This is a genomic window from Pseudomonas guariconensis (assembly GCF_900102675.1).
Classification (GTDB): Bacteria; Pseudomonadota; Gammaproteobacteria; order Pseudomonadales; family Pseudomonadaceae; genus Aquipseudomonas; species Aquipseudomonas guariconensis.
Window position 1 is genome coordinate 186062 of sequence record NZ_FMYX01000009.1, and the last position, 23761, is coordinate 209822.

Consider the following 23761-nt stretch of genomic DNA (forward strand, 5'->3'; position numbering starts at 1 on the left):
AGTCCAGCATGAACGAAGCAGTGATCGTTTCCACGGCGCGTACGCCCATCGGCAAGGCCTTTCGCGGCGCCTTCAACGACACCGAGGCCCCGACCCTGGGTGGCCACGTGGTAGCCGAAGCGGTACGCCGCGCAGGCATCGCGCCGGACGAAGTGGACGATGTGATCATCGGCGCCGCCGCCCAGCAGGGCACTCAGGCCTATAACCTTGGGCGCCTGTGCGCCACGGCCGCCGGGCTGCCGGTGCAGGTGTCCGGCATGGCGGTGGAGCGCCAGTGCGCCTCGGGCCTGATGAGCATCGCCATCGCTGCCAAGGGCATCCTCTGCAACGAGCTCGACATTGCCGTGGCCGGTGGCCTGGAGTCGATCTCCCTGGTGCAGAACAAGCACAAGAACCTCTACCGCTGGCAGTCCACCCTGGTGCGTGAACGTGACCCGCGGGCCTACATCCCGATGCTCGAGACCGGCGAAATCGTCGCCCAGCGCTACGGCATCACCCGTGAAGAACAGGATGCCTACAGCCTGCAGAGCCAACTGCGCACCGCCAGCGCGCAACAGGGCGGGCGCTTCGACCTGGAACTGGCGCCGTTGACCACCCAGAAACTGATCGTCGACAAGGCCAGCGGCGAGAGCCGTCATGAAGCGGTGACCCTGTTGCAGGACGAGTGCAACCGCCCCGACACCACCGCCGCCAGCCTGGCGGCCCTGGAGCCGGTGTGGGGGGGCGGGCAGTGGACCGAAGCCGGGCGTTTCATCACCGCTGGCAACGCCTCCCAGCTCTCGGACGGCGCCTCGGCCTCGGTGCTGATGAGCGCGCGCTTGGCCGAGCAGCGCGGGTTGCAACCGCTGGGTATCTATCGCGGGCTGGCGGTGGCCGGTTGCGAGGCCGACGAGATGGGCATCGGGCCGGTGTACGCGATCCCCAAACTGCTCAAGCGCCATGGCCTGAAGGTCGATGACATCGGCCTGTGGGAGCTCAACGAAGCGTTCGCCTGCCAGGTGCTGTACTGCCGCGACACACTGGGCATCGACAACGACCGCCTCAATGTCAACGGCGGCGCAATTGCCATTGGCCACCCGTTTGGCATGTCGGGGGCGCGGATGGTCGGGCATGGGTTGATCGAGGGTAAACGCCGGGGTGTGCGCTATGTGGTGGTGAGCATGTGCATCGGCGGTGGCATGGGCGCTGCTGCGCTGTTCGAGGTGGCTTGAGATGGGCCTGCCGACGCCAGAGCAGGTGCAGGTGCGCATGCAGCGTTACGTCGAGCTGGTGGACGCCGGGGACATCGACGGCATCCTGGCGTTGTACGCCGAGGATGCCACCGTCGAAGACCCGGTGGGCCAGCCGCCGTTGCGTGGGATGGACGCGATCAGTGCGTTCTATCGGCAAGGGTTGGGGCAGATGAATGTGTCCGCAGCCCTCACCGGACCTGTGCGCGCTACCCACAACGGCTGCGGCGCCGTGCCGTTTCGGGTGGACCTCACCTGGGACGGGCGCGAATGCTCGCTGCAGGTGATCGATGTGATGGAGTTCGATGAGCACGGCCTGATCCGCAGCATGAAGGCCTTCTGGAGCGAAGTGAACCTCCAGTCGCGTTGAGAGCGATTGCACCGGCTACGCCGGTGTTCGCGGGTGAATCGGAGCGCCGAACCGCCGCTCCCACAGGTGCTACGCTGCGTTCTGGTCTGTGGAGTCGGTGCAAATGGGGCTGCTTTGCAGCCCATCGCAGGCTTTGCCTGCGTCTACGAGAGCGGATTTACCCGCGAACACCGGGAAGTCCTCGGCGCTTTTCGCTGTGCCCAGGTCACTGGCTTTTCGCCGCATCGAGGAAAGCCGGGCGTTCGCCGCCGCCATGCACCATCAGGTCGGCGCCGCTGACATAGCGGGCGAGCGGCGACGCCAGGTACAGGCAGGTGTCGCCGATGTCGTCCGGCTCGGCCAAGCGGCCCAAGGGCACGGTCGCGGCCACCTGGGCCTGTTGCTGGGCGTCACCATAATGCAGTTCGGCCTGTTCGGTCAGGATCAACCCGGCAGTGACCGCATTGACCCGCACCTTGGGCGCCCACTCCACCGCCAGCGAGCGGGTCAGGTTGAGCAAGCCGGCCTTGGCGGCGCCGTAGGCGGCGGTGCCGGGCGAGGGGCGGGTGGCGCTGACGCTGCAGATGTTGACGATGGCGCCGCCCTCGGCCTGCTCCTGCATCACCCGGTTGGCCAACTGGCACAGGTTCAGCGGGGCCAGCAGGTTGAGCCGCACGATGGACTCGGAAAACCGTGGCGAGGCCGTGGCCGCTTCGGCGAACGGCGCGCCGCCGGCGTTGTTGACCAGCACATCGAGGCGGCCGAAGAACTTGAGCACGTTGCCGATCAATTGCTCGAGCTGCTCCAGGTCACGCACGTCGCACTGCATGAACACCGCCTGCTTGCCGCCGCCGCTGGGCAGCCGCTCCGGTGCCTGGCGGCCGCAGATCACCACGTTCGCACCGCACTCCAGGAAGCGGCGGGTGATACCGCGGCCCACGCCTTTGGCACCACCTGTGACCAGAACCACTTTGCCGCGAAAATCCAATGGGTCATGCATGGAAATGCCTTGTCTTGTCTGTCGGAAGGTTGCCTCGATGCTAGGCAGCCATTGCCGTGCGGCCAACGTCCAAAGGGACTAGGGGCGCCGCTTGTAGTCTTGTTGGACGATGCCGTATGCCCTGGCCGCTCTGAATAATCCCGGTACAACAACAAGCCGGGAGGTTTCCCCATGGGCGCAGCAGCGCAAGGGCACAAGGTCAGGTTGGCGGATGGCCTGCAACTGCACTATCAGGACGTCGGCACGGGCGAGGCGGTGGTATTCATCCATGGCAGCGGTCCAGGCGCCAGCGGCCACAGCAACTTCAAGCGCAACTACCCGCAATTCGCCGCCGCCGGCTATCGTGCCATCGTGCCGGACCTGCCGGGCTACGGCGCCTCGGACAAACCACAGACCGCCTACACCCTGGATTTCTTCGTCGAGGCGTTGCTGGGGCTGCTCGACGCGCTGGACATCCAGCGCTGCACCCTGGTCGGCAACTCCCTGGGCGGCGCCATCGCCATTGCCATCGCCCTGCGCCAGCCGCAGCGGGTGGCGCGCCTGGTGCTGATGGCCCCCGGCGGGTTGATGGACAAGGCCCAGTACTACCTACAGATGGAAGGCATCCAGCGCATGGCCGCGGCCTTTGCCAGTGGCGAGCTGCGCGACGCTTCCGGCATGAGGCGCCTGCTGGGCTTGCAACTGTTCGACCCCTCGCTGATCGACGATGACACCGTCGCCGAGCGCGTCGCGGTGGTCGCTGAGCAGCCCCCGTGCGTGCTCTCGACCATGGAGGTGCCGAACATGGCCGAACAGCTGTCGCAGCTGGCTTGCCCGATCCTCGGCTTCTGGGGCATGAACGACAAGTTCTGTCCGGTGTCCGGGGCCAACACCCTGATGCAGGCCTGCCAGCGCATCCGCTTCGTGCTACTGAGCGAGTGTGGCCATTGGGTGATGGTCGAGCACCGTGAGCTGTTCAACCGCGAATGCCTGGCGTTCCTCGCGGAGGGCCGAGCATGAGCCTCGAACTGCGCCGCCAGCACGGCGACGAACTCTACCAGGCCCTGTGCGACGGCCAGACCCTGGCCCCGCTGACCGAGCGCTGGCCCCAGATCAGCATCGAAGACGCCTACCATATTTCCCTGCACTGCATCGAACGCCGGGTGGCGGCGGGCGATCGCATCGTCGGCAAGAAAATCGGCGTCACCTCGGCTGCCGTGCAGCGCATGCTCGATGTGCACCAGCCGGACTTCGGCTTCATCACCCGGGGTATGGCCTTCGACAATGGCGCCGACATCTCGCTCGCCGGGAACCGCCTGATCCAGCCGCGCGCCGAGGGCGAGATCGCCTTCGTGCTCAAGCACGACCTGATCGGCCCGGGAGTGACCGAGGCCGATGTGCTGGCGGCCACCGATTACGTTACGCCGTGCTTCGAGATCGTCGACTCACGCATCCATGACTGGCGCATCCGCATTCAGGACACCGTGGCCGACAACGCCTCGTGCGGCGTGTTCGTGCTCGGCCAGGAACGCGTCGACCCGCGCGAACTCGACCTGCCGGCGCTGCACATGCGCGTGTTCAAGAACGGCGAGCTGCTGAGCGAGGGCCTGGGCTCGGCGGTGCAGGGCAACCCGTTGACCGCGGTCGCCTGGCTGGCCAACACCCTCGGCGCCTTCGGCATCCCCTTCAAGGCGGGCGAGGTGATCCTCTCCGGCTCGCTGGTGCCGCTGGAGCCGGTGCGGGCAGGCGACCGCTTTTCCCTGACCATCGACGGCCTGGGCAGTGCCCAGGTGTCCTTCCGAGCCTGATCGAGGAGCAAGGCCCATGAGCCAGAAACTAAAAGCGGCCATTATCGGCCCGGGAAACATCGGCACCGACCTGCTGATGAAAATGTGCCGCTCGCAGTGGATCGAGCCGGTGTGGATGGTGGGCGTGGACCCGGAGTCCGAAGGCCTCAAGCGTGCCCGGGCGATGGGGGTGAAGACCACCGCCGACGGCCTCGACGGCCTGCTGCCCCATGTGCTGGACGATGACATCCGCATCGCCTTCGACGCCACCTCGGCCTACGTGCATGCGCACAACAGCCGCAAGCTCAACGAGCTGGGCGTGATCATGGTCGACCTGACCCCGGCGGCCATCGGCCCGTTCTGCGTGCCGCCGGTCAACCTCAAGGAGCACGCGGCCAAGCTCGCGATGAACGTCAACATGGTCACCTGCGGCGGCCAGGCGACCATCCCGATGGTGGCGGCAGTGTCGCGGGTGCAGCCAGTGGCCTATGGCGAGATCGTCGCCACCGTGTCGTCCAGCTCCGTGGGCCCCGGTACCCGCCAAAACATCGACGAGTTCACCCGCACCACCGCAGGCGCGGTGGAAAGTATCGGTGGCGCCCGTCGCGGCAAGGCGATCATCGTCATCAACCCGGCCGAGCCGCCGCTGATGATGCGCGACACCATCCATTGCCTGACCGACGACACCCCCGACCAGGACGCCATCCGCGCGTCGGTGCTGAGCATGGTCGAAGAGGTCCAGCGTTACGTGCCCGGCTACAAGCTAGTCAACGGCCCGGTGTTCGACGGCAACAAGGTATCGATCTTCATCGAGGTGCAAGGCTTGGGGGACTTTCTGCCCAAGTCGGCCGGCAACCTGGACATCATGACCGCCGCCGGCCTGCGCACCGCCGAGATGTTCGCCGAAGAAGCCCACAAGGGCACCCTGCAATTGCCAGCCCGCTGAGGAGAGGTGGTGATGAACCTTCAAGGTAAGAACGTGCTGTTGCACGACATGAGCCTGCGTGACGGCATGCATGCCAAGCGCCACCAGATCAGCCTCAAGCAGATGGTCGATGTGGCCACCGGCCTGGACGCCGCCGGCGTGCCGCTGATCGAAATCACCCACGGCGATGGCCTGGGTGGGGCCTCGTTGAACTATGGCTTCCCGGCGCACAGCGATGAGGAGTACTTCAGCGCGGTGATCCCCAAGCTCAAGCAGGCCAAGGTCTCGGCCTTGCTGCTGCCAGGCATCGGCACTCTGGATCATCTGAAGATGGCCCATGAGCACGGCGTCTCGACCATCCGCGTGGCCACCCACTGCACCGAGGCGGACGTCTCCGGGCAGCACATCGGCATGGCGGCGAAGATGGGCCTGGACACCGTGGGCTTCTTGATGATGGCGCACATGGTCAGCGCCGAGAAGCTGCTGGAGCAAGCGCGCCTGATGCAAAGCTACGGCGCCAACTGCATCTACTGCACCGACTCGGCCGGCTACATGCTGCCCGACGAAGTCAGCGAGAAGATCGGCGTATTGCGCCAAGGGCTGGAGGCGAAAACCGAGGTGGGCTTCCACGGCCACCACAACCTGGGCATGGCGATTGCCAACTCCCTGGCCGCGATCGAAGCCGGCGCGGTGCGTATCGACGGCTCCGTGGCCGGCCTGGGTGCCGGTGCCGGCAACACCCCGCTGGAAGTGTTCGTCGCCGTACTCGAGCGCATGGGCGTGAACAGCGGCGTGGACCTGTACCGCATCATGGACGTGGCCGAAGACCTCGTGGTGCCGATGATGGACCAGCCCATCCGCCTGGACCGCGACGCCCTGACACTCGGTTACGCCGGTGTGTACAGCTCCTTCCTACTGTTTGCCAAGCGCGCCGAGCTCAAGTACGGCATCCCCGCCCGCGACCTGCTGGTAGAGCTAGGCCGCCGCGGCACCGTGGGAGGACAAGAAGACATGATCGAAGACCTCGCCCTGACCCTCTCCCGCGCCCGCAACCTCCTGCCAACCTGAAACCCCAAAGGGCTGCTTTGCAGCCCATCGCAACTGCGCCAGCACCCCCAAGCATTTGCGCCGACCGTCAGGTCGGCGCCTGAGCGCCGAACCACCGCTCCCACAGCGCAGACCAGAACAAATAATCAGCTTGTTTGCCGTTGCCGTTGCCGTTGCCGTTGCCGTTGCCGTTGCCGTTGCGGTTGCCCTTGCCCTTGCCCTTGCCCTTGCCCTTGCCGTTGCTTTTGATGCGCGACGGTTCAGCCACCACCGATCGCGACCTCAGAAGGCCGAGAGGAGGTGTCTGGAGGGGCAGGTGCGCAGCGCCCTTCGGCGTAGCCGAAGTCGCGAGATGGAGGCTGGCGTAGCCAGCCGGAGGCCGCGAAGCCCCGTAAGACACCGCAGCGAGGGGACCCGGTGCGAAGCGCCGGGCCGGATGTGGGAGCCAGCGGTTTTTGCCTACTTTTGCCCAAGAGCAAAAGTAGGTCGCCGTAAAGGCGAAAAGCGCCGGTGGCGCCACCGCCAACACCGGATATTCACCCAATCTGAAAGCTCAAGCCCAAGCCCATGCCCTACTTGAGTTCAGCCCCGCTCAGCCAGGACCCCCATCGCCATGAACAACGCTGCAATAGCCCGAGCCTCATGCAGCTCACCCGTGGCCACCAGCTTAGGAACGTCCGCCAAATCCACCGCCAAACACTCCAAAGGCTCCGGCTCATCCCCACCGTCATTGCTGCAAGGACTCAGCTGCTCAGCCAGCACCACCCGACAACGGTGACACAGATGCCCCGGCGCCAAGGTCAGCTCACCCAGCTCGGTCAGCCGACCGGCCCGCAGGCCGACTTCCTCACCCAACTCACGCTGCGCCGCCTCCAAATAGCCCTCACCGGTATCGGCACCGCCCTTGGGCAAACCGAGAATGGTGCCTTCGACCCCCACCGCATACTCGCGCACCATCAGCACATGCTGCGGATCCGGCATGGCCACCAGCAGCACCGAGCGGTAGCCGGTACCACGCAGGCGCTCGTAGACGCGATGCTGGCCATTGCTAAAGCGCAGGTGCAGGGCTTCGATCTGGAAGTGGCTGCTCTGGGCCAGCAGCTCGGTCTTGAGGATGGTTGGGCTCTGGCGCATGGCGGGGCCTCTGGCGACGGAAAGCGACAGGGGCTACTGTGCGCTGCCAGCCGGCACCTGCCATCGTCCGAGCGGACGATGGCCAGGCAGGGGGGTAGGGCGGGGCTTCAGCCCAAGGTGGCGACGCTGCGCAGGATCAACCGCACGAGCATGGTCTGGCGTGTGACGCCGGTCTTGGAGAAGGTCGAGCGCAGGTGCGCACGCGAGGTATTGCGGCTGATGCCCAGTTCCTCGGAGGCTTCGTCGAGGGTCAGGCCGTTGGCCAGCAGCATCGCCAACTGGGTTTCGGCCGGGGTGAAGTCGAACAGGGCGCGGACGATCTCCTGGGGCGCCGAGGATTGCTGCTCCGGGTCGCTGATGAAAATGACCACGGTCGGGCATTGTTTGCCCTCGCTCCAGGCCGACAGCGGTACTGAACGCACGATGATGCCCAGGTCGGCACGCCCGGAGGGGCGCTTGACGCGCATGGCCTCGACCACCGACGCCAGGTTGCCCTTCTGCGAGAGCATGGCCTGGCGCACCAGGCGACGAAACTCCTGGGTATCCCGGGCGCTGCCGACCTGCAACCCATCATTGACCTGCTTGATGCCGTCCTTTTCCTGCAGCAGGCGCTCGGCCACCTGGTTGGTCTGCAGCACCTTGCCGGTGTCGTCGAGGATGATCGTGCCCACGGCCATCTGGTCCACGGCGCCGGCATACAGGTTGCGTTCAGTCTCGATGCGGTTGAGCTGCATGTGCAGCTTGATCGAACGTTCCAGGTGCGGGATGAACCGCGCCAGCAGGTGTTTTTCCGATTCGACGAAGGGCGCATCGTCACGCCCGCGGCTGATACGCAGGCGGCACTGGGCGCCGTCGTTGGTGTTGATGTCCACCCCCAGGATGTGAAACACATCCACCGGCTCCAGGAAATTGCGGAAGAACTCCGACTGCTTGAGCTCGGCCTCGGGCATGAAGTCGGCCAGGGCCACCACTTCCCGGTTGGGCAGCCCGACGAACGGGTCCAAGGCGAAGAAGTGTTTGTTGTAGGACGCGGTGGCGTCGCTGGAGCTGCCGGTGGTGCTGACCATCAACCCATCGACCTGGGTGCTGGGCGGGCGCAGGATGAAGGTGACGTACTTGCTGTGCAGCAGGCTGTTGAGCTGATTGAGAAAGGTGACCCAGGGGATGGATTCCAGCGGGCCCTCGTAGAGCTGGCCGACCAGCTCGCTGAAGTCTTCGAAACTGAGAGTCTGCATCGGTGGTTACCGCTTCTTATTATTAGCATTGGCGCCGCGAGCATATAGGCAGCCCTTGTCCGCGCGCAATGTCCTGTTGCGGGGGCCCGACAGCCGCCCGTTCGGGCGGTTGCCAGGTTGTGCCAGGCGGTGTAACGGTCAAGCGCGCTCGCGGCTGCGCACGACGAATTGCTTGCAGTCGCGGGTCTCATCGGCCAGCAAGGCGACGTCGGTGTAAAACTGCTCGTACCAGCGACGCAACTGGTACACCGGGCCGTCGCCGTCGCACAGCAGTGGGTTGTCGACGCGGGTCTTGGTGTGCCAGATGGCCACATCCTCGTAGAAGGCTTCCTGGGCCTGCTTGACGTAGGCCTTGGCGATGGCCTGGTTTTCCTCCTCGGACAGTCCTGGGATTTTCTTGACCAGCACGCCATAGCGCAGGGTGAAACTGTTCAGGTCGATCGGTACGTGGCAATTGAGCAGGATCGAGTGGATCGGCTGCCCGCCCATGGCACCGGTCATTTCCGTGATCTGGTAGGCCGGGCCATAGTAGGTGGCCACGGTGGTCAGCTCGCTGTCACCGGACAACCGCTCGCTGCGCGCCCGCATGATCTGGGCGGCGGTGTGGCCCTCGAAAACGTTGCTGAATTCATCGACCGGTGCGCCATGCACGCTGCCGAAGTGCGCCATGTCGGCGACGTTGTCGATCAGTTCGCGGCAGTTGGTGTCGATCTTCAGATCGGCGATTTCCCAGTGGGCCCAGGCGTCGTCGAAACAGGCGTCGATGCGTGGGATGGCCTGCTCGGCGATCGGCGGGTTGCCTTCGGGATCGTTCCACACGAACAGCAGATGGTTCTGCTCCATGATCGGCCAGCGCTTGATCTTCGCCCGTGGAGGAATGCGCTTGGCGTAGGGGATGTCGTCGCACACGCCGTCGGCGTTCCAGCGCCAGCTGTGGAAGGGGCAGCGGATGGCGTTGCCTTCGATGCAGCCGGTGCTCAGGTCAGCGCCCATGTGTGGGCAATAGCCATCGAGAATGTTGAGCTGGCCGTCCTCGCCCTGGAAGGCCACCAAGCGGGTGCCGAAGACATCCAGGCGGTGCGCCTTGCCATCACGGTATTGCGCCGCCAGGCCCAGGCAATGCCAGCCGCGCGCGTAGCGGTCCTCCAGCAGTTTGGCTTCGATACGGTGCAGCGTGCTCATGTTGTTGTTCTCCGGTCTTTGTTGGGGCCGCCGGCCGTACCACGCCACCTTGGTCACTGGCAGCTCGGTTGGCGGTACTGATGCACCCGAGTGATTCTGCCGCGCGTGACGCATCGGTCATCGTCTGAACGGACGATGGCCGCCATCGACGGTGCCGATCTACTGGCGTGCATGCCTACCTCGCAACGTTCAAGGAGAGCGCCATGCCCCTCGATAACCAGCTGGCCGCCGTGCTCCAGGGTTTCACCGCCCAGGGCGAACCGGACTACGCCACCCTCGATGCCGTGCAATACCGCCTGCACGCCGACAACCTGATGCCGCCGCTGCCGGGGGCGGACATGGCCGAAGTGCGCGACCTCCAAGTGGCCGGGGCGGCGGGCCTGCTGCCGGCGCGCCTGTACCGCCCGGTGGCCCGCGAGGACTTGCCGCTGCTGGTGTTCTTCCATGGCGGCGGCTTTGTCATCGGCAACCTCGACACTCACGACAACCTGTGCCGCGCCCTGGCCCTTGAGACCCGCGCGGTGGTGGTGTCGGTGGGCTATCGCCTGGCGCCGGAGGCGCGCTTCCCGGCGGCGCCTGAGGACTGCTACGCCGCCACGTGCTGGTTGGTCGAGCAGGCCGATGCGCTGGGGGTGGACGCCCGCCGCCTGGCGGTGGCCGGGGACAGCGCCGGCGGCAACCTGGCCATTGCCGTGAGCCGGCTGGCCCGGGAGCGCCAGGGCCCGGCGATCCGTCACCAATGCCTGTTCTACCCGGTGACGGACGCGGCGTGCGACAGCGCGTCCTATCGCGACTTCGCCGAGGGCTACCTGTTGTCGCGGGCAATGATGGGGTGGTTCTGGGCGCAGTACCTGAAGCGCCCGGAGCAGGGCGCCGACCCCTTGGCCTCGCCGCTGCGCGATGACGATTTGCAGGGCCTGCCGGCCACCACGCTGCTGACTGCCGAGTACGACCCGCTGCGCGATGAGGGCGAGGCCTTCGCCGAGCGCCTGCAGGCGGCCGGGGTGGCGGTGCGTTTGCAGCGCTGCGACGGCATGGTGCATGGCTTCGTCAGCCTGGCGCCGTTCGTCGAGGCGGCCGCCCGAGCGTTGCAGGGGGCTGCGGCGGACATCCGTCGGGCGCTGTCGTGAAATTGATCCGCCTCGTCCGTTTGGACGAGGCGGGCCGAGAACGTCGCTTCTAGTCTGGCTTCACAACGTCTCCCTCGCGCATAGAGGCATGGCCATGAAAACAACAACAAGATTTTGCCTGACCCTGATCGTGTGTGCCTTCGCCGCCGCCTATGTGGCCGCGGTCACACGCCCCTTGCCCATGCCGCTGAGCATGGCCTACTACTGCCAGCCCAATTACCAGCCGTGCTACATGCCGGTACCCAGTTCCATGCGCCTGTTGCCCTGACGGGCTCAGGTACCGATGTGGTGCAGCAGGCGCAGTTGCTTGCGGATCTGCTCGGGCGCCTCGGGCACCAGGCAGTAGGCCAGGCATAGCCGGCTGATCAGGGCGATGCTGTCGTCCAGGCTGACGCTGGCGCCGTGGCGCTGCACGTGCCGCTCGAAGGGGCCTGCCAGCACTTGCTGCCACAACGGCGCGATGTCCTCAAGGATGTAGGCGAACACCTCGGGGCTGGCCGCCTTGGCCAGGTAGCCCTGGTGAAACCCACCCCGGTGCTGGTCGCGGTAGCGCACGGCAAAGCACAGGCATTCCTCCAGGTAGCGCTCGAAGTCGTCCTCGAAGCTGACCAACTGCTCCTGCATGGCACTGAAGAATCCGGCGTTCTCGCTGCTGATCACCGCCTGTACCAGTGCCTGCTTGGTGGCGAAGTAGCGGTAGAGCGTGCGTCGGGAAATATTCGCCCGGCGCGCCACGTCGTCGATGGCAAACCCCTCCGGGCCCATCTCGCTCATCGCCGCCAGGGCGCATTCGAGGATCTGCTGGCGCCCTTGCTCGGCACTGTCCATACGGCTGGCATCGCCCCAGCGCAGTTGTCGGGTCATGGCGGAACCTTCTGTGATCATTGGAAGTGGCGGCGATTGTCGCACTTAATGGCACGGCTGCAAGTTTTTGTGTCATCGCAATGGCTCACAAATAAAAATATGTGACATAGTGCGATCTCCATGGAATCGCGGCCAGCGGCCGCCAGCGGGGAGGTGCATCGATGAACAACAATCAGCAGGCTGTGCACTGGGACGCCGTCTACGACGTGGTCGTGGTCGGTTCAGGCGCTGGGGCCATGACTGCGGCGCTACGGGCCCACGACCAGGGGCTGTCGGTATTGATGGTGGAGAAGGCCGCCGAGTACGGCGGCACCACCGCCATCTCCGGGGGCGGGATCTGGATCCCCTGTAACGACCAGATCGAAGGGCTCGGTGGCAACGATTCGCGGGAAGAGGCCCGGGCCTACCTGCGTGCCACGGTCGGCGAGGACTACGACCCAGCGCGCATCGAGGCTTATCTGGAGCATGGCCCGCGCATGGTCGGCTACCTGGCCGCCCAGGCGCAGACGTACTTTCGCGCCGTGAAGCGCTACCCGGACTACTACCCCGAACGCGAGGGCGGCAAGCCCGGCTACCGCACCATGGAGCCGGCGAGCTTCGATGCGGCGCGCCTGGGGGATGAATTCCAGCGTCTGCGCGCGCCGTCGCCTGCGACCTTGATCGCCGGGCGCATCGCCATGACTCAGGTCGAGGCCCACACCATTCTGGCCAAGGAGCCCGGCTGGCTGTGGCTCACCGCGCGCCTGGGCCTCAAATACATGGCCGACTTTGCCTGGCGCCGGCGCACGCGGCGTGATCGGCGCTTGACCCTGGGCAACGCCCTGGTCGCCAGCCTGCGCGTGGCGATGCAGGCGCGGCAGATCGAGTTGTGGCTGCAAGCACCGATGCGCAGGCTGTTGAGCCACGGGGGCAAGGTGACGGGGTTGGTGGTCGAGCGTCAGGGCCAGCCGTTGAACGTGCGCGCGGCGTTTGGTGTGGTCCTCGGGTGCGGCGGCTTTGAAGCCGACCAACCGATGCGTGAGCAGTACCTGCCCAGCCCGACACGCGCCGAGTGGACCGCCGCGCCGCCGATCAACACGGGCGACGGCATCCGCGCAGGCCTTGCGCAGGGCGCGGACGTGGCGCTGATGGACCATGTATGGGGCGCACCCACCGTGCGGGTGCCGGGCGAGGAGAAGCAACGGGCGCTGTTCGTCGAGCGGGCGTTTCCGCGGTGCATCCTGGTCAATGGCCGGGGCGAGCGCTTCGTCAACGAGGCCGCGCCGTACCCGGACATCATCTACGCCATGTACGCCGACCAGGCGCGCACCGGCGCCAACGTGCCGGCCTGGCTGATCTTCGATGCCGAATACCGCAAGCGCTACCCCTGTGGCGTGTTGCTGCCTGGCTCGGTGCAGCCGGACAGCAAGATCCCCGAGGGTTGGCTGGACAACGTCATCTACCGCGCCGACAGCCTGGCGGCGTTGGCGGGCAAGATCGGCGTGAGCGCGGCGGGGCTGGGGCAGAGCGTGCAGCGCTTCAACCAGATGGCAGCCCAAGGTGTGGACACCCAGTTCGGCAAGGGCGACAGCCTGTTCGACCGCTATTACGGCGACAGCAACTGCCGGCCCAACCCGTGCCTGGGACCGGTGGAGCGGGGGCCGTTCTATGCCCTGCGCATCGATGCCGGCGAGCTGGGCACCAAAGGCGGCCTGCGCACCGACGCCGACGCCCGCGTGTTGCGCGCGGACGGGGCGGTGATCGAAGGGTTGTATGCCATCGGCAATACCAGCGCGGCGTTGATGGGCAAGACCTACCCAGGGCCAGGGTCGACGATCGGGCCGGCGATGACGTTTGGTTTCATCGCGGCCGATCACCTGGCGCGGCGGGTGCCGATTGAGTGGGGGAGCGATGTCATACGCTAGATCGCTTGTGAATAAAATAAAAAAGCCCCGGTAAAAACGGGGCTTGTTCTATAGGATAGTTTTGAACAAAAGAGCCGCACTATAATTTTACGCAAATGCAGTCGCGTAACATACCAATAGATAAGAGTATCTGGGGGTGGTGCGGCAAATTTGCATTTTTAATTAATGGCTGCACACATAATAATGCTCGGAATTTGGGTCGATCGGGCCGGGATGGTCTTGTCCTGTGGCTACATTGAATAAGGCAGGTGCAGGGTTTGGTCTCGATCCATCATACTGCCAATATAGGTCAGGCTTAAAATCGGAGCCGCTAAAGCTTGAAAGAATACCCCACTTGTTCGACACGTGCTTTATCTCGCCGGTAAGAAGGTAACCTTGACTTTTACACGCGGCTTCGGCTTTGTCGAAAGGGAGTTTTTCTTTAGACGGTATGTAATACATTTGAGGTCGAATAGTGTGATGGAATTTATAGGTGCCCCGTGGGAGTTTGAATTCTATGGTGGCCATTTCGTAGTTGTAGTCTGGTATGTCGGTTACTTTGAATGACGTATCGTTTGTGGATGTTTTCGATAGCCAGGAAACCTTCGTGGATGCGTTGTAGCCTTTTATCTCGCTGTGGAATTTATTGTCGTAAACGAAATGGAATTCTGCGCCTTTAAATAGACGCTCTGGCTCGAGATAAGCCATAACACCTTTACTATTCGCGGCTAACACCCCAGGGACATAGCCCGAGGGTGGAAGTGTGACAATCTGTTGCAGTGTACCCATGTCGGCGCCATCAAGCGTGGGAATTATTTTGTGGTCATCCTCCAGGATGGTGATAAAAGTTGCCGTGTACGTGCCCGCCGTGGCAGTTTCTTTCACGTCGCTGATGTGTACATCTCCAGGTTCCAACGGATTGCCATTAGAGTCACTTTTGACGACGAATTTTAGCCGGCTTGCAATCCCGGTCATGGGCATGCCGTCCGCATCTTTTGCTTCCAGTGTCAACGTGGAAACCGGGTTCAGTAGGGTTATTCTCGTGGGATTCGCGGTAAACGTAGATATAGGCGCGGATGCTTTCAGTTCGACTGTTTTGGTCAAACTGCCCAATCGCATTTTTTTGTGCATCGGCGTCACGCTCCAGATCTCGACCCGAGTGCCGCTAAGCTTGGCGGTGTAGATTCCCGGGGTAGTTTCCTGCAGATCCTTGATAGTCACGTCAGCGCCAGCCGCCACGCCTTTGCTATCGATCACTTCGAATTCCAGGTCTCCTACGATGCCGGGTATAAGGTTGCCGTGGGCGTCCTTGGCCGTCAGCGTCAGACCGGACTCCCCTGTGCCCACGATGATGGAAATTGGGTTTGCGGTGAAGTCGGACGTACCGTCGTCCACTGCGCCCGGCGTCAGGGTCACGGTTTCGCTCAGGCTGCCGACAGCGGCACCCTCGAACACTGGCCTTACGGTCCAGGTATCGACCTTGGTCCCGCTCAGCTTCGCTTCGTACACGCCCGGTGAGGTTTCTTTCACCTCGGTGACAGTGATATCAGAGCCAGCATCGCCGCCGCTGCTGTCCTTCACGCTGAAGGTCACTTTGTCGGCGCTCTTGGTGACCGGGTTGTCCTTGGCGTCCATGGCGGTGAATGTCAGAACCGAGTAAGCGCTGCCGCTGGCTTCGATGGGGGTCGGTGCGGCGGCAAAGCTCGACCGGCTGGCGTCCGGTGCATCGGGCGTCAGGGTCACCTTGGCTGCGAGGCTACCGATGGCGCTGCCCTTGAGCTGTGGGGTGACGGTCCAGACATCGGCCTTGCTCCCTTTGAGCGTCGCGGTGTACGTACCCGGGGTGGTTTCCTTGAGGGGTTCCACGGTCACGTCGCTACCCGCCGCACCGCCAGCGCTGTCAGTTACGTTGAAGGCAAGGTCGCCAACGATACCGGTGACCGGGTTGCCTTTGGCGTCCTTGGCAGTGAAGGTCAGTTCGGACGGGGTGGAACCATTCGCTGTGATGGTGTCCGGGGCGGCGGCGATCGTCGAGGTGCCTGCGTCCACCACGCCAGCGATCAGCATCACTTTCTCGCTCATGCCGGTGGCGGCGCCGTCGAGGATGAGCGCCACGGTCCAAGTGTCGGCCTTGCTGCCTTTGAGGGTCGCGGTATAGGTGCCTGGCGCGGACTCGCTCAGGTTCTCGATGGTGACGGCTGTGCCGGCCTCCTGGCCATGGTCGTTCTTCACGGTGAAGGTGAGCTTGGTTGCCAGGCCAGAGATCGGGTTGTTCTTGGCGTCCTTGGCGCTGAGAGTGAGCTGCGAGCTGTCGCCGCCGTTGGCAACGATAGGGTTTGGTGCGGCGGTGAATTTGGACAGGGAAGTGTCCAAGGTACCGGCAACCAAGGTCACGTCGGTGGCCAAGCCGCTCAAGGCGCTGCCTTCGAGCTGTGGGGTCACGGTCCAGACTTCGGCCTTGGTGCCGCTGAGCTTGGCGGTGTAAATGCCTGGGGTGGTTTCCTGCAGACGGGTGATGGTCACTTCGGAACCCGCCGGTGTGCCGAAGCTGTCGCGCACATCGAAGCTCAGGTTTGCCGCGATGCCGGAAACAGGATTGCCCTGGGCATCTTTGGCCTCCAGTTTAAGGTCGGATTCGCCAGTCCCTACCACGACGGAGAGTGGGTTGGCAGTGAAAACCGATTTGCCGACGTCCACTGCGCCCGGCTCCACGATTACCTTCTCTTCGAGGTCCAGGGCGGCACTTTCAAAGAGCGGCGTTACTGTCCAGGTATCGGCTTTGGTCCCGCTCAGGTTCGCCTTGTAGACGCCTGGCGCGGATTCGGTCAAGGCGGTGACGGTGACGTCGGAGCCTGCATCCGCGCCGCTGTCATTCTTCACGCTGAAAGACAGTTTGCTGGCGATGTCGGAGATCGGGTTGTCTTCGGCGTCCTTGGCGGTCAGCGTCAGGACCGAGATGGCGCCGCCGCCGGCGATGATTTTGTTTGGCGCGGCGGTGAGGGTCGAGCGTGCTGCCGCGATGGGGCCGGCAGTCAGCGTCACGGTGCCTTTGAGGGTACCGAGGGCGCTGCCTTTGAATTGCGGGGTGACGGTCCACACACCGGCCTTGGTGCCGGAGAGGCGTGCGCTATAGCTGCCAGCGGTGGTTTCGGTCACTGGGCCGAGGGTGATGCCGGTGCCTGGCGAGGTGCCTGCGGCATCCTTGATGGCGAAAGTCAGTTGATCGGCGATGTCCGGGACCGGATTGCCGTCGGCATCGTTGGCCGTCAGGGTGAGAGTGGCCACGTCGGTGCCGGTGGTATCGATCTCGTCGGGAGCGATCTTGAAAGTGGAGGTGCCGGCGTCGGGTACCCGGTCCATGATCGCGATGTTGGCTTGAGCCAAGGCGGTGTTCTGGACCGACGGCGTGAGGGTCAGGGCCTCCGGCAGGGTGCCGGCGGTGACGGTCACTTCGTACACCCCGACCGATTTACGGCTGAAGTCCGAGACCTTGGCGCCGGTGCTCGCGGTGCCACGGGTCACGGCCATGCTCAGGTCGCTCAGCGGCACATCGATCAGGCCGTCCTGGGCGTCGCGCACGGTCAAGGTCACCACCTGGACGCCATCTTTGGTCGGCACGACGCTGTCGGTGGGCAGGAAGGTGCTGCGCGCGGCATCGAACACCGGCGCGTTGACCGTGACTTGTGTTTCGCTGCGGTTGGAGCGGTTGCCTTGTTTGTCCACGGCCACGCCATGCAGGGTGTAGGTGTTCACGGCCTGGGCACCGGTGCGGTATTGGGGCAGGGTCAGTTGATAGTCGCTGCCGCCCAGGTGCTCGATCTTGCCACCGGCCTGCAGCAAGGTGGCGGCGCTCCAGTCGATGCGCTCCAGGCCGTACTTGCTCTGCACCGTCACTTGCAAGGACTTGCGTTCGCCACTGGCTCCGGCGAGCTGGCGGGCAACGTTCAGGCGAATGACTTCTTTCTTGCGGTATTCGAGCACGATGTTGTTGTTGCGCTCGACCAGGTCGTAGCGGCTGCCGGCCAGGGTGCGCATGGCGGCGACTTTGCTTGGGTCGGTCTGCTTGCTCCAGCTCTGGCCCAGGCTCCAGTTGAACTGCATGCCGAACTGGGTATCGCTGGCACCGGCGTTGCCCCGACGTTGCTCGGCGCTGAAGGTGAGCAGGGGGATCGGGGTGTAGGTGACGCCGGTGGTGATGGCGTGCGGGTTTTTCTTGCGGTTGTCCTTGCCGAACAGGCCGACTTCGCTGCCGTAGTATTTCTCGTAGGTCAGCTTGCCGCCCAATTGCGGCATGGACGGCAGCCAGCCTTCGGCGCGCACGTCCCAGCCGTTGGCTGGACGCTCTTGGTAGTCGTCCAGGTCCGGCGAGGTGCGCCAGCTGCTCAGGCGGTGGTAGCCGTTGGCGCTGAGCTTGAGGTAGTCGCGCCAGTACTCAACGCCCACGCCCAGGCGCGAGTGGCTGCGCGAGAGGTCGTGATCGAAGAAGGTGTTGGCGCCGAGCATGTAGCCATCGTTGAAACGACGCACGCCCACACCCAGGTTGGCCTGGTTGCGGTCGTCGGTGCGATGGATGCTGCCTTGGGTGAAGAGCAGGTGTTTCTCTTCGTCCCGGACCGGCAGCAGCAGGTCGAGGGAGGAGCTGGCCAGTGAGAGCTTGTCGTCGACGTCGATCTGCACGCGGGCGGTGCCGAAGCGGCTCAACCATGCCTGAGCCTGGCCGCTGGCCTCGCTCGCCGCCATGCCACGGGCCATGGACGAGGCGGCGTCGGCCTTGTTGACGTCCGAGGTGAGGAAGTTGGCGGTGCCGCTGGCCAGGCTGGCGGCCTTGCGGGCCTGTTCTTCGTCCTGGTTGTCCAGCGTCTCGCGGGTCACACCGTTGGAATTGAGCTCCGGCAAGGGCATGCGCTGTGCGCTGAGTGCTTCCAGACGGTCACTGTCGGCACCGGCGTGGGTGGAGGTAAGAGCAACGGTCAACGGCAAGGTGGCCTGGATGGCGATGTTCATCCAGGTCAATGTTCGAGTGGTAGATGACAGTTGCGAGGGGACACGTTTAATCATTAGAGGTTCCGAAAGTTCTCCAAACGCCGAGTACAGGCGAACGCCTGCATCACCCGCCGTGAATTACAAACGGCAAGGAAAGTTGCAGGGGAAACTTCGCCCTGACTTTCTATCGGGTTGATGAGCCAGCGTTGTTATCCGCCATGGCGATGCAGGCAAATGTCTGGAACCCACAAAAAACAAGCCATCCAGCGATGCGGCGTCGAACTTGAAGTGTCTTGTGAGTTACAGGTCTGTTAGTCGAAAGACCGCAGACACGTTAGGCGTTGGAGTATTCGAAGAGTACGGGACGAACCGGCTGGAACTGTGGGAATGATCCACTTTTGTTGAGTTTGATAACTTTTGGAAGTGGAGGTGTAGGGCAACGCTATAGGTGGCGGTGAAGGGGCTGAAATAGGCGGGTGAAGTTGCTCAGCATAGGGCGGGGTAACTGTAAGTGCCTGGGCGCGCAGCGCGCACCCAGGGGTTGGACTCTCAGCCAAAGGAAGTACCAGCGAGCATCCCGCCGTCGATGATGAACTCGGAGCCGGTGCAATAGCTGGACTCGTCACTGGCCAGGAACAACACCAGGTTGGCCACTTCCTCGGGCTGGCCGATACGCGGAATCGGCAGGCCTTTGTAGACCTGCGCCGGGTCGAAATCGGCCATTTCCGGTGGACGTGACATGACTGTGTCGATGCCGCCCGGGTGCACCGAGTTGACCCGGATCCCCGAGGCGCCCAGCTCCAGGGCGGCTGCCTTGGTCATGCCGCGCACGGCGAACTTGCTCGAGGAGTAGGCCGTGCCATAGGCCACGCCTTCCATGCCGGCGGTGGAGGACACGTTGACGATCGAGCCGCCGCCGGCCTGGCGCATGGCTGCCAGCACCGATTTCATGCCTAGCCAGCAGCCAACCTGGTTGACCTCGATCACCCGCCGGTAGTCCTCCAGCGAGCAGTGCTCCAGCGGCGCCATGCGCAGGATGGCGGCGTTGTTGACCAGCACATCGAGTTTGCCGAACTGCGCCTGGGTCACCTCGACCGCCGCCTGCCACTGCTCGGGCTGGGTGACGTCCAGCGGTTGGAAGCGCACGGCATCACCCAATTCGGCGGCCAAGGCCCGGCCTTCGGCTTCCAGTACATCGGCGATCACAACTTTCGCGCCCTCGGCGACGAAACGCCGAGCTTCTGCTGCGCCCTGGCCGCGTGCGGCACCGGTGATCAGGGCGACTTTGCCTGCCAATCGACTCATCGTGTAGCTCCTTTTGTTGTTATCAAAGGGCCCCGGTGCTCGCACCGGAGCAGGGGAATGCTCAGCCGGCGAACACCCGCACTGGCTGCTCGCCATTCCACTCGCGGGCTTGAGCGATGCCGTGGTCGATCATCTGGCGCAGGCCTGCGCCTTCGATGACTTCGAACAGCACGCCTGGCTCATTGGGGTTTTGCAGGTAGCAGACGCGGGTGGTGGCGTTGCCGGCTTCGAATACCGGTTGCAGCCCTCGCTCGCGCAGGTTGGCGACGGCGCTGTCCAGCTCGTCCACCAGCCAGGCCATGTGGTGCAGGCCCCGGGCGTCGCGGTAAGGGGAGGGGCCGTCGCTGGTGGTGTGGATCAGCTCGATCTGCAGGCCGCCCTGATAGGCCAGGCCCACGTTCATGCGAACCTCCACGGCCTGGCCTTGATAGCTGCCCTCAAGCTGGACATCGCGAAACACCGTCCAAGGTCCGACGCCCAGTTGCAGCCAATGGTCGATGCTCTGGTCCAGGTCCTGGACCACGAATCCGAGCTGATCGAAGGCTTGCGGAGCAGGGTGGTGCATGGCGCGCGTCCTCTCTATGTCACGTATTTATTATTTTGTGTCGGCATAATGGCACAAAATAATAAATGTGTGTCATTTAGGCAACGAACTTCGTCGCCTCGCGACATGATCCGGCTGGGGGCCGCGCTGCAGCCCATCGCAGGCCTCCCCAGCCCTACAAAATGCGACTTAGGCCGCAGTGGGATTAGGCGAAGCCAGCGATGGGACACCCGCAGCCCCACGTTTCTCGCCCTTGCCCCCGTCCCCGAACCTTGGCACCCTTTGCCGGCCATTGCGTATCGCCAATACAGCAACAAAAGGAACCGCCAAGGTGAGCTGGGAAAAAGTCGGGAAAGCCCTCGTGGGCGTGCTGGTCGTCGCGACCTCGGTTGCTGCGCTGTCTGTGGCGCTCAAGGACGACAGCGGTCTTGAGGCGCGTCTGACCTACGCCTACCTGACCTATCCGAGCCAATTCAGCGAACGCATCAGCACCACCAACGATCTGCTCAAGTACGAGCGCCTGCACGCCCAGGTGAGCGCCATCGGCAAAGGCGCGTTGAACCATCAGCAGGTCGACAAGCTGGTCGACCTGGCCCAGGCGCCTTACCTGCAACTGTTCGCCAAACCCTTCGAGGCGGGGTTGGTGGACCATCGCACCGGCCTGCTCATCGAGCTGCGCAACAAGGGCCAGACGCCGCTCAAGAACGTGCACATCCGTCTGCCAGCCAAGGGGCTGGTACAGATTCGCGACGACGCCGGCAACGACAACATCCTCCAGGCGCCGACCAGCACGATCGATATCGACGCGATCGGGCGGGAAGGGGCGTGCAAGGTGTGGGTGTACTTCGACTCCGACTACTCATTGATTCGCCAGGGCGGGATCAGCATTCGCCATGCCGGCGGGGCGGCGGATGTGCAGGTGTACCGGGAACTGGTGGGGTTCCCGGCCTGGGTCGGGCGCTATAGCCGCGAGGTCAGTGTGCTGGTGGCGGGGCTGGCGGTGGCTGTGCTGGGGTTGTGTGCTGTGTGCCTGAGGCAGCGGCGCAAGCTGGCGCGTCTTCGCAAGGCTGTCTGATTCGCGGCGCCTGCTTCGCGGGTAAACCCGCTTCCACAAGGGCTGTTCCGAGCCCGCTTCTTGGGTGAGCCCACTCCCACTGGCACCAGCGCACGCCGTGTGGGAGCGGGTTTACCCGCGAATCGGCCGCTACCGGCACACACTCATATGTAGCCGATCAACAACAACACCAACAGCACGACCAGCACCACGCCGATGATGCCGGAAGGGCCGTAGCCCCAGGCGCGAGAGTGGGGGAACACAGGCAAACCACCAATCAACAGCAGGATCAGGATGATGATGAGGATCGTGACCATGGTTGAATCCTTGCGTCAGTGGATGGGAAGGGGCCCGGCAATGTTGGCCTCTTGTTAAGTCCGACTGTTGCGTGAACGCAAAGATTCCATCGAATCCCGGATCTTCGCTTCAGGTGTTTTCCTCGTGCAGGTCCAGGCTCTGGCGCAGCAGCTCGAGCATGGCACTGCGCAGCGCCTCGGGCGCCTGAACGCGGATCGCGCCAGCCTGGGACAGCAGCCAGCCCATCAGCGTGGCGTTGTCCTGCACTGTGGCGGTGAGTTGGGCGCCGCCATCGGGCAGCGCGTTCAGGCGCATGTCCGCGGCCAAAGGCTGTCGTTGCAGGCGCAGGGCCAGGGCATCGTCGACCCAGGCCTGCAATTGCACCGATGGTGCGCTGGCCAGCTCGTTCGGTTGCAGAGGGCGAACCTCGCCCAGGGTCAGGCCCGGCTTCCAGTGCCAGCCATAGGGCATGCCTTTGGCATTGCATTGCAATGGGAACAGGGTCGCCAGTTCGTTGAGGTCGCGTTCGACCGTGCGCTTGGTGGTCTTGTGGCCGATCCTGGCCAGTGCCGCTTGTAATTGGGTGGCGCTCATGCCGGGGTGACGATGGGGCAGCAGGTTGAGCAGCTGCCATTGGCGAGCGACGGTGTGGCGGGTGGTATGGCTGGGCAACGCGGCATCCTTGTCGGGCAGTAGGCTGATCGCTCAGGTAGTGGCGATTGGCTATGCCGGGAAGCATACACAAGCTGGCAGATCGGATCCAACTTGTGGCGATGGCGGCGGGGGCGATATGGGCTGAGGGTTTGGGGCCGTTGTGCGGCCCATCGAAGGCGTCCGCCAATTTCTAGGGGAGGCTACGCCGTCCTTGTGCTTACGCCAGGCTTTCGCACAGCCCCTCGATGAAGGCTTGCTCGGCCCTGCTCATGCGCTGGTCGCGGTTCCATAGCAGGTGCACATCCACGTCGGCGATGCCGTCGAGCGGCGGCAGTTTCCACAGCAGTCCGGCGGCCACGTCCTCCTGCACACCATGTTCGGGCAGGCAGCCGATGCCGAACCCGGCGATCACCAACCGGCGCACTTCCTCGAAGCTGGGCGAGGAGGCGACGATGCGGCCGGTGAAGCCTTGCTGGTCACGGAAGATGGTCAACGGCGAGAGCATGCCGCCGATCTGGTCGCTGCTGAAACTGACGAAATTCTCCTGCTTGAGGTTGCCCTCCAACTGCCCGAACAAGCGATGGTGCTTGCCGCAGAAAAATGCATAGCGCTGGCGCTGGAGCAGACGCTGCTCGAGGCGGGCATGGCGGTGGCGGCTCAGGCTCAGGCCGGCGGTGGCGGTCTTTTCCTGCAGCGCGGCGACGATGTCGGTGCTGCGCATCACCTCAATCTCCATCTCCACCCGCGGGTACTGCTGGTGAAAGCGCGCCAGGAAGTCATCGAAGCGCTGACAGCACAAGCGGCTGATCATCAGCAGGCGTACCTTGCCGACCACCTCCGCGCTCGGCTGCTCCAGCAGCCCGCTGATCTGCGCGACCTGCCCATACACTTCGCCCGACAGCTCGAACAAGCGCTCGCCCACCTCGGTGAGCACGAAGCGTGGTCCGCGGCGGGCGATCAGCGGGCGACCGAGCTGCTCTTCCAGGCGCTTGAGCGCCTGGCTCACCGCCGGTTGGGTCAGGTGCAGGCGCGCTGCGGCGCGGCTGATGGAGAGCTCCTGGCCGATCACCCGGAAGGTGCGCAGCAGGTTCCAGTCGAGGCGGTCGTTGAAGGGGCGGTTGGGCATGGTGGGGTTCGATGATCAACGGGAGAGACTTGAGTTTAGCGGCGCGTGGCAGGG

General features: G+C 64.2%; 22 protein-coding genes. 10 read left to right on the forward strand and 12 right to left on the reverse strand.

Translation table 11 applies throughout. The annotated features are described in order from the left end of the window. Positions 1–8: 8 nt before the first annotated feature. On the forward strand, positions 9–1211 hold the full coding sequence (locus BLS27_RS16445; protein ID WP_043214677.1) for an acetyl-CoA C-acyltransferase: 1203 nt from the start codon (positions 9–11) through the stop codon (positions 1209–1211). A gap of 1 nt (position 1212) precedes the next feature. After that, a complete protein-coding gene (locus BLS27_RS16450) occupies positions 1213–1599 on the forward strand; it encodes a steroid Delta-isomerase (RefSeq protein WP_244155252.1) in 387 nt (128 codons plus the stop codon). Positions 1600–1804: 205 nt separating this feature from the next. Here BLS27_RS16450 and BLS27_RS16455 read toward each other — a convergent pair whose 3' ends face one another. Continuing rightward, on the reverse strand, positions 1805–2578 hold the full coding sequence (locus tag BLS27_RS16455; protein WP_043214679.1) for an SDR family oxidoreductase: 774 nt from the start codon (positions 2576–2578) through the stop codon (positions 1805–1807). Positions 2579–2749: 171 nt separating this feature from the next. Between BLS27_RS16455 and BLS27_RS16460 the strand changes: the two genes are divergently transcribed. Genes BLS27_RS16460 through dmpG form a run of 4 tightly spaced genes read left to right on the forward strand, consistent with a single transcriptional unit; the run spans position 2750 to position 6337 of the window. After that, positions 2750–3577, forward strand: a complete 828-nt coding sequence (locus BLS27_RS16460) for an alpha/beta fold hydrolase (protein WP_090345729.1) — start codon at positions 2750–2752, stop codon at positions 3575–3577. Then, a complete protein-coding gene (locus BLS27_RS16465) occupies positions 3574–4365 on the forward strand; it encodes a fumarylacetoacetate hydrolase family protein (RefSeq protein WP_043214685.1) in 792 nt (263 codons plus the stop codon). The genes BLS27_RS16460 and BLS27_RS16465 overlap by 4 nt, the downstream gene beginning before the upstream one ends. Before the next feature lie 16 nt (positions 4366–4381). Continuing rightward, on the forward strand, positions 4382–5290 hold the full coding sequence (locus BLS27_RS16470) for an acetaldehyde dehydrogenase (acetylating) (RefSeq protein WP_043214686.1): 909 nt from the start codon (positions 4382–4384) through the stop codon (positions 5288–5290). 12 nt (positions 5291–5302) lie between these two features. Continuing rightward, complete coding sequence (gene dmpG, locus BLS27_RS16475; protein WP_043214688.1) at positions 5303–6337, forward strand: 4-hydroxy-2-oxovalerate aldolase; 1035 nt, start codon at positions 5303–5305, stop codon at positions 6335–6337. A 67-nt stretch (positions 6338–6404) separates the two neighbouring features. Here dmpG and BLS27_RS23845 read toward each other — a convergent pair whose 3' ends face one another. The 4 genes from BLS27_RS23845 to BLS27_RS16495 all read right to left on the reverse strand — a co-directional run bounded on the left by BLS27_RS23845 (position 6405) and on the right by BLS27_RS16495 (position 9867). Beyond that, complete coding sequence (locus BLS27_RS23845; RefSeq protein WP_167358107.1) at positions 6405–6584, reverse strand: hypothetical protein; 180 nt, start codon at positions 6582–6584, stop codon at positions 6405–6407. 314 nt (positions 6585–6898) lie between these two features. Continuing rightward, positions 6899–7450 carry an ADP compounds hydrolase NudE gene (nudE, locus tag BLS27_RS16485; RefSeq protein ID WP_090345735.1) on the reverse strand — a complete coding sequence of 184 codons (552 nt, stop codon included), beginning with the start codon at positions 7448–7450 and terminating at the stop codon, positions 6899–6901. 107 nt (positions 7451–7557) lie between these two features. Next, on the reverse strand, positions 7558–8685 hold the full coding sequence (locus BLS27_RS16490; protein ID WP_043215874.1) for a helix-turn-helix transcriptional regulator: 1128 nt from the start codon (positions 8683–8685) through the stop codon (positions 7558–7560). A 138-nt stretch (positions 8686–8823) separates the two neighbouring features. Continuing rightward, positions 8824–9867 (reverse strand): 3-ketosteroid-9-alpha-monooxygenase, oxygenase component, encoded by a 1044-nt coding sequence (locus BLS27_RS16495; RefSeq protein WP_043215875.1) that lies wholly within the window; start codon positions 9865–9867, stop codon positions 8824–8826. 203 nt (positions 9868–10070) lie between these two features. Here BLS27_RS16495 and BLS27_RS16500 point away from each other — a divergent pair, with 203 nt between their 5' ends. Together BLS27_RS16500 and BLS27_RS23850 are read left to right on the forward strand one after the other, a co-directional pair. Next, complete coding sequence (locus BLS27_RS16500; RefSeq protein WP_090345737.1) at positions 10071–10997, forward strand: alpha/beta hydrolase; 927 nt, start codon at positions 10071–10073, stop codon at positions 10995–10997. 94 nt (positions 10998–11091) lie between these two features. Continuing rightward, positions 11092–11265 carry a hypothetical protein gene (locus tag BLS27_RS23850; protein ID WP_167358108.1) on the forward strand — a complete coding sequence of 58 codons (174 nt, stop codon included), beginning with the start codon at positions 11092–11094 and terminating at the stop codon, positions 11263–11265. A 5-nt stretch (positions 11266–11270) separates the two neighbouring features. On the opposite strand, the gene BLS27_RS16505 is transcribed toward BLS27_RS23850, so the two are convergent. Continuing rightward, complete coding sequence (locus BLS27_RS16505; protein WP_052352527.1) at positions 11271–11861, reverse strand: TetR/AcrR family transcriptional regulator; 591 nt, start codon at positions 11859–11861, stop codon at positions 11271–11273. Positions 11862–12022: 161 nt separating this feature from the next. On the opposite strand from BLS27_RS16505, the gene BLS27_RS16510 reads away from it, so the two are divergent. Then, positions 12023–13765 (forward strand): FAD-binding protein, encoded by a 1743-nt coding sequence (locus tag BLS27_RS16510; protein WP_090345739.1) that lies wholly within the window; start codon positions 12023–12025, stop codon positions 13763–13765. A gap of 162 nt (positions 13766–13927) precedes the next feature. Here BLS27_RS16510 and BLS27_RS16515 read toward each other — a convergent pair whose 3' ends face one another. From BLS27_RS16515 to BLS27_RS16525, 3 genes are all read right to left on the reverse strand, one after another. Beyond that, complete coding sequence (locus BLS27_RS16515) at positions 13928–18748, reverse strand: inverse autotransporter beta domain-containing protein (RefSeq protein WP_167358109.1); 4821 nt, start codon at positions 18746–18748, stop codon at positions 13928–13930. Positions 18749–19276: 528 nt separating this feature from the next. Continuing rightward, positions 19277–20032, reverse strand: a complete 756-nt coding sequence (locus BLS27_RS16520; RefSeq protein WP_043215421.1) for a glucose 1-dehydrogenase — start codon at positions 20030–20032, stop codon at positions 19277–19279. A gap of 61 nt (positions 20033–20093) precedes the next feature. Next, positions 20094–20597: a VOC family protein gene (locus tag BLS27_RS16525; protein WP_090345743.1), complete on the reverse strand. Its 504-nt coding sequence runs from the start codon at positions 20595–20597 to the stop codon at positions 20094–20096. Positions 20598–20907: 310 nt separating this feature from the next. Between BLS27_RS16525 and BLS27_RS16530 the strand changes: the two genes are divergently transcribed. Next, positions 20908–21651, forward strand: a complete 744-nt coding sequence (locus BLS27_RS16530; RefSeq protein ID WP_043215418.1) for a hypothetical protein — start codon at positions 20908–20910, stop codon at positions 21649–21651. Positions 21652–21794: 143 nt separating this feature from the next. Here the strand turns inward: BLS27_RS16530 and BLS27_RS16535 are convergent, their stop codons facing one another. From BLS27_RS16535 to BLS27_RS16545, 3 genes are all read right to left on the reverse strand, one after another. Then, on the reverse strand, positions 21795–21947 hold the full coding sequence (locus BLS27_RS16535; protein WP_043215415.1) for a DUF3309 family protein: 153 nt from the start codon (positions 21945–21947) through the stop codon (positions 21795–21797). Between the two features lie 109 nt (positions 21948–22056). Beyond that, positions 22057–22599: a WYL domain-containing transcriptional regulator gene (locus BLS27_RS16540; protein WP_043215413.1), complete on the reverse strand. Its 543-nt coding sequence runs from the start codon at positions 22597–22599 to the stop codon at positions 22057–22059. A 199-nt stretch (positions 22600–22798) separates the two neighbouring features. Next, complete coding sequence (locus BLS27_RS16545) at positions 22799–23707, reverse strand: LysR family transcriptional regulator (RefSeq protein WP_043215411.1); 909 nt, start codon at positions 23705–23707, stop codon at positions 22799–22801. Positions 23708–23761 lie beyond the last annotated feature (54 nt).